This window comes from Pseudomonas tehranensis (assembly GCF_014268615.1).
Taxonomy (GTDB): domain Bacteria; phylum Pseudomonadota; class Gammaproteobacteria; order Pseudomonadales; family Pseudomonadaceae; genus Aquipseudomonas; species Aquipseudomonas tehranensis.
On the sequence record NZ_JABWQV010000263.1, the window covers coordinates 1 to 6,448 of the forward strand.

The 6,448-nt window shown below is 62.5% G+C and carries 3 protein-coding genes; 2 read left to right on the forward strand and 1 reads right to left on the reverse strand.

The genetic code is table 11. The features are described 5' to 3' along the window. Positions 1-214 precede the first annotated feature (214 nt). Positions 215-802 (forward strand): UPF0149 family protein, encoded by a 588-nt coding sequence (locus tag HU811_RS23510; RefSeq protein ID WP_092397467.1) that lies wholly within the window; start codon positions 215-217, stop codon positions 800-802. An 8-nt stretch (positions 803-810) separates the two neighbouring features. Beyond that, positions 811-1,206 (forward strand): YbaN family protein, encoded by a 396-nt coding sequence (locus HU811_RS23515; RefSeq protein ID WP_092397465.1) that lies wholly within the window; start codon positions 811-813, stop codon positions 1,204-1,206. Positions 1,207-1,743: 537 nt separating this feature from the next. Here the strand turns inward: HU811_RS23515 and HU811_RS23520 are convergent. Next, the coding region (locus HU811_RS23520) for a cadherin-like domain-containing protein (protein ID WP_186658370.1) at positions 1,744-6,448 on the reverse strand (4,705 nt) is incomplete at its 5' end.

Genomic DNA, 6,448 nt, shown 5'->3' on the forward strand with positions numbered 1-6,448 from the left:
CCGTGGCGAGGGAGCTTGCTCCCGCTGGACGGCGAAGCCGTCCCCAAAAAACAGGGCCGCTACGCGCCCCAGCGGGAGCAAGCTCCCTCGCCACAGGGGGGGTATGTGTCTTGGCGTTGGGGCAAGCCGGCAAGGCAAATACACCACGCGGCTGGCCTGGGCGCTCAAGAAGGCCTAGAATTCCCGCATTGTTTATTCCCCAAGGTAGCCTGTAATGTCCTTCGCTGAGCAACTGACCCGCCTGCAAGTCTTCCTCGACGCCGATGAGCTGCACGAAGAAGCGCTGGATTACGTGGCCGCTCACGGCTATCTGACCGCCCTGTCCATCTGCTCCGAACAGGTGCCGGAGCGTGAGTGGATCGATGCCCTGTTCGCCGAAGAGCCGCATTACGCCGACGAAGCCCAGCGCGCCGAAATCGAAGCCACGCTGGTTGGCCTCAAGGCCCACATCGCCCGTCAATTGGCCTCCGACGAAGAATTCGAGCTGCCGTGCGAGCTGGACCTGGGCGATGACCCGGACGATTCGGAACTGCGTGGCTGGTGCATCGGCTTCATGGAAGGCGTGTTCCTGCGTGAAGCCGCCTGGTTCGAAACCGCCGAAGACGAAGTCAGCGAAATGCTCCTGCCGATCATGGTCGGTTCCGGCCTGTTCGACGAACAACCGGAGTTTTCCGACATCGCTGCCGACGCGAACCTGATGGACGACATGGTCGTACAGATCCCGGAAGCCCTCACTGCCCTGTACCTGCTGTGCAACGCACCCGACGAGAAACCGGCGATCCTCAAGCCGCGCCACCACTGAGCCATCGGGTGCCCGCGCCCATCGGCAAGCGCCCGCTGATCCTGCGTTACGTTCTGCTGGCCATCGGCTGGCTGAGCGTGGTGCTGGGGGTCATCGGCATCTTCATTCCGGTATTACCCACTACGCCTTTCCTGCTGCTGGCTGCTGCCTGCTTCGCCCGCAGCTCGCCACGCTTCTACCGCTGGCTGGTGGGCCATCCGCGGCTCGGGCCCTGGATCGCCGATTACCTCAGCGGCAACGGCATCCCACTCAAGGGCAAGGTCTACGCCATCGGGTTGATGTGGGCGAGTATTCTGCTGTCCTGCTACCTGGTGCCACTGCCGTGGGCACGGGCGTTCATGCTCACCAGTGCGGTGCTGGTGACGGTTTATATCCTCAGGCAAAAAACCCTGCATAAGCCCTGAAGTCGGGACCCACGCCAGTCGCCACAACGGGCGCGTATACCCTACCCTCGCCGAGGGCAATTGCGCGGTCAGGTCTTTTATTACGCCACCCCGGCATCACGTGGTGCCGCGCTCAAGCTTCAATCTCATCGCCGAGAAGCAGAAGCAGTTGAAGGAATAATCCACTAAATCGGTGAGACGCCCCGAATGCCTGCTCGCTAACCTCAGCGAAACCCACTCTTCTTGAGGGAACGAGTCTGCTCGCGATGGCGCCCTGCCTGAGCCTGAAGTGCTGGATGTGCCGCCGTCTTCGCGGGCAAGCCCGCTCCCACAGGGGATTTTTTTGTGGCCGAATACCGGGCACCACCACAAGACCGCTTTGGGAGCAAAGCTTGCTCGCGATGACTGAGGCACATTCAACCTCAATGCAACTTTGAACCACCGCTATCGCGAGCAGGCTTTGCTCCCACAGGGAATCCGACACAGCCCCACCTCCGAAATACAGAAAACCCGCCATTCCCAGTCAGGAAATGGCGGGGTTTGTCGTTTCAGCTCACCTCACACCGTATCCACCTTCAACGAGTGATCATTCAACATTCCGTTGATGATGGTCGCGGTATCCGCGCCGGCGATCATGCCGTCCACGCCCGGCGTGACGCCGTAGTAGCTGGCAAGGTTGACGCCAGCCAGGTCGATGGTCTGGTTCGGTGTCGCACCGGCTGTGCTGCTGACGTCGATGCTGGTCATGACCGACGCACCACTGCCTGTGACGCTGAAGTGCAGGTAGTCGTCCAGGGACGCGCTGCTGCCGTTTTCCCCCAGCAACAGTTGCGACAGGTCGAGTTTATCCAGGCCAGGGGTGAAGTCCGTGACCAGGTCATGTCCGCTGTTGCCCACCTGCCATTGGAAGGTATCGGCGCCGCTGCCACCGGTCAGGGTGTTGTTGCCCAGGCCGCCGATCAACACGTCATCACCGCCACCGCCATTGAGCACGTCGTCGCCCAGGCCGCCGTTGATGCGGTTGCTGGCGCTATCTCCCGTGAGGGTGTCGTTGAAGTTCGAACCGACCAGGTTTTCGATGCCCGCCAGGGTATCGATGCCGGCGCCCACGGTGTTTTGCGCGGCCAACAGACCCAGGTTCACCGTAACCCCGGCAGTGGCGTGGGCATAGCTGGCGGTGTCGTTGCCGGTGCCACCGTCAAGCAGGTCGTTGCCGGCGCCGCTGTAGAGCAAGTCATTGCCCGCCTCGCCATGCAAGGCGTTGTTGCCCGAACCGGCGCTGAGTATGTCGTTGCCGTCGCCCGCGTTGAGGATGTTGTCCCCCTCGCCGGCCATCAGCACGTCGTCTCCGGTCGTGCCCGTCAGGGTGTCGCCGGCCTGATAGCTGATGCCGACCGCTGCGCTGTCGCTGCCACCGTGATTGTCGCTGGCGGTGTAGCTGCCGTGGTAGTCCGGCGTGCTGTCCTGGGCGCCGGCGTAGTTGACGGTCAAGGTCAGTTGGTAGTTTTCCGCGCCGTTGGGGTTGCCGCCGCTGGCATTGGCGATGTTGGTGACGTGAATCTGGTAGTTGCCATCGGCCGCCGCGGTGAACGAGGCACCGTCGGTGATCGCGATGAAAGGCCCGCCGTTGAGGGAGTACTCCAGGGCGATGCGTCCGTCCGCCAGATTGTGGTCCAGGGTGAGGGTTTCACCCTGCTTGAGGCTGATATTGAGCCGGTCTTCATCGTTGCTGTTGTGGTTGGAGACCATCCCCAGTGCACCGCTGACCACCAGCACTGCGGTCATGGTCGCGGCATTGGCGACAAAGGCACCGCGGTTGAGGTTGATCGACTGCACATTGTTGCCGGTGAAGCTGGCCGTGCCGGTGCTGCCGGTAAAATCCCCACCTTTGGCTGTCCATCCGGTATTGAAACTTGTGGGGGAGGCGGTGAGCGGATCACCGTTGGCATCACTGTCGTTGCCCAGCAGCATTTCTCCCGGGATCACGATGTTGCCCGACAGGACGTTGGTGATGATGTTGTCGTCGACTGCCACGGGCGGGCTGTTGGGGAGAACCTTGACCACCAGGCTGGAACTGGCCAGGTCACCGTCGTTGTCGCTGACAGTGAAGCCGATGGTCTCGGTGATCAATGTGTTGGTGGCGGTCTGGGAGGTGTAGCTGTACTCGCCGGTGTCGAGATTCACCACCAGTGTGCCGTCGTGGTCGGTGGCGATACTCAGCGTGTTGTTGGCGGTGTTGAAGGTGCCATGGTTCGCGCCGCCGCTGGCGGTCAGCGCACCCTGTCCGGCGTTGGCGGTCGGATCGTAGCTGTAGGTGGTGCCATCGACCACCAGGCTTTTGACAAACCCACCGTCGGCGCCGAACGAGCCGCCCTCACCCAGCAGGCTGCCAGTGACTGGCACACCTTGCACGGTGCCGGAGAGCACCGAGTTGAGCTGGTTCAGGTCGGTGACCAGCACCGCGTCGGTGTCGGTGTGGGTACTGCCGTCGTAGGCCAGCGGGTCGAGGTGAGTGTCACTGACCCCGCCGCCCAGGCCGATGGCGTAGTTCTTGATGCCATTGGCGTCGAGAAACGCTTTCCATGCCGCTTCGTCCGCCGCATCGATCCCCTGGCCCGTAGTGGGCTTGCCGTCGGAGAAGAAGTAGCCAATGTTCTGTGCTCCGGTCAGTTGCCCCGAGGTGACAAACGCGGTCTTGGCCGCCGCCACCGCCGCATCGTAGTTGGTCCCACCGCCCGCTGACAGGCCGGTGAGGAGCGACTTGGCGGTCGCCACGTCCACCCACACGGAAGTCTGATCGGTGGCGCTGCTGCTGAAGGTGACGAGCTGGACTTTCACATCCCCCAGATCGTCGTATTTATCGAGCAAGGCACTGATGGCCTGTTTCGCCAGGTCCAGCCGCGAGAGCCCCGGTACACCAGAGGGATCAGCCATGCTGCCGGACACGTCAAGCACGATCAGCAGGTTCGAGTCGATCTCCACCGCCGTCACCGAACGCTCGGACGCGATGGCCGTAGGTACGTCGTCGACGATGCTCACCACCAAGTTGCCGGTGACACTGTTGCCCAAGGCGTCCGTAGCCTGGTAGGTGAAGCTTTCGCTCAATACATTCGGGCCGTCGTTGGCGTTGGGCGCCGTCGTGGCGGGCGAAGTCAGGGTGTAGGTGTACGAGCCGTCAGGGTTGAGCAACAACTGGCCGTAAGCGCCGGTGGCGTTGCCCACCAGACTGAACGTCAGCGCACCACTGGCACCGGTCACCGAACCGACAAGGCTACCGGTGGCGGTTTCGCTGGTGGCGCTCGGGTCGCTGCCAGTGACGGTGCCGGGAGCCAGGTCCTGGCCGTCCTGATTCAGGTCCAGGGCTTTTTCATAGACGGTGATGTCCTGATCGGTTTCGGCGACGAGGCAGCTGTTGTAGACATCGATGGTGATGGTAGTGGTGCTTTCATCGCCGTCGGCATCGCGCACGGTGTAGGTGAATACGTCGGTGGCGCCCGGCGCGCCGACGGAGTCCGGGTTACTGTGGTAAACGGCGTTGCCATTGGTGTCCAGAGTCAGGTAGCCGTAGGTGCCGTTGATCTGTGTATTGAGACCGCCCACAGCCGAGGTCGATGTATCGCCGCCGGCCCGTACGCCGATCACCGCGCCACCGTCAGCGCCGAGCACGTCGTTGTCCAGCACGTTGCCGCTGACCGTGCCGCCCTCCACCACCGAGGCAGTATCACAATGAGCGCTGGGCACGTCGTCGACGATGTTGATGACGATGGTGCTGGTGACGGTATTGCCCAGGGAATCGGTGGCTTGATAGGTGAAGCTCTCGCTTAACACGTTCGGGCCGTCATTGGCGGCGGGCGCACTCGTGGCGGGCGAAGTCAGGGTGTAGGTGTACGAGCCGTCAGGGTTGAGCAACAACTGACCGTAGGCGCCGGTCGCATTGCCCACCAGGGCAAACGTTACAGCGCCGACGGCACCGCTGACCGAACCGACAAGGCTGCCCGTGGCGGTTTCGCTGGTGGCATTCGGCGCACTGCCGGTGACCGTGCCGGGGGCCAGATCCTGGCCGTCCTGATTCAGGTCCAGGGCTTTTTCATAAACGCTGACTTCCTCATCCGGTGTGGCAGTGAGGCAGCTGTTGTAGACATCGATGGTGATGGTAGTGGTGCTTTCATCGCCGTCGGCATCGCGCACGGTGTAGGTGAATACGTCGGTTGCACCGGGTTCACTGACGCTGTTCGGATGACTGTGGTAAACGGCGTTGCCATTGGCGTCCAGCGTGAGATAGCCGTAGGTGCCGTTGATCTGGGTGTTGAGGCCACCTATTGCAGGGGTTGAGGTGTCGTTGCCGGCCCGTACGCCGATCACCGCGCCACCGTCAGCGCCGAGCACGTCGTTGTCCAACACGTTGCCGTTGACCGTGCCGCCTTCCACTACCGAAGCCAAATCGGCGTGGGCGGCGGGTACGTCGTCGACGATGTTGATGACGATGGTGCTGGTGACGGTATTGCCCAGGGAATCGGTGGCTTGATAGGTAAAGCTTTCACTCAGGATATTCGGACCATCGTTGGCCGAAGGTGCTGTGGTGGCTGGCGAAGTCAGGGTGTAGGTGTACGAACCATCGGGGTTGAGCAGCAGTTGGCCGTAGGCCCCCGTAGCGTTGCCCACCAGAGCGAAGGTGACGGCGCCGATCGCACCTGTGACCGAACCGACCAGACTTCCGCTGGCGGTTTCAGTGCTAGCGTTCGGCGCACTGCCGGTGACGGTGCCAGGGGCCAGGTCCTGACCGTCCTGATTCAGGTCGAGGGCTTTCTCGTAGACGCTGATTTCCTCGTCCGGTGTGGCGACAAGGCAGCTTTCGTAGACGTCGATGGTGATGGTCGTCGTGCTTTCATCGCCATCGGCATCGCGCACGGTGTAGGTGAACACATCGGTGGCGCCCGGCGCGCTGACAGTGTTCGGGTTGCTGTGGTAAACGGCGTTGCCGTTGGCGTCCAGGGTCAGGTAGCCGTAGGTGCCGTGGATCTGGGTATTGAGGCCGCCAACCGCCGAGGTTGAGGTGTCGCTGCCAGCACGCACACCGATCACCGCGCCGCTTGCGGCGGGTCCGTCGGCACCGCCCACATCGTTGTTCAGGACGTTACCGCTGACCGTTCCGCCTTCATCCACCGAGGCGGAGTCAGCATGGGCGGTGGGCAAATCATCAACGATGTTCACGTCCAGGTTGCCGTTGGCCGTAGTGCCGTTGTCATCGGTGACCACCACGGCA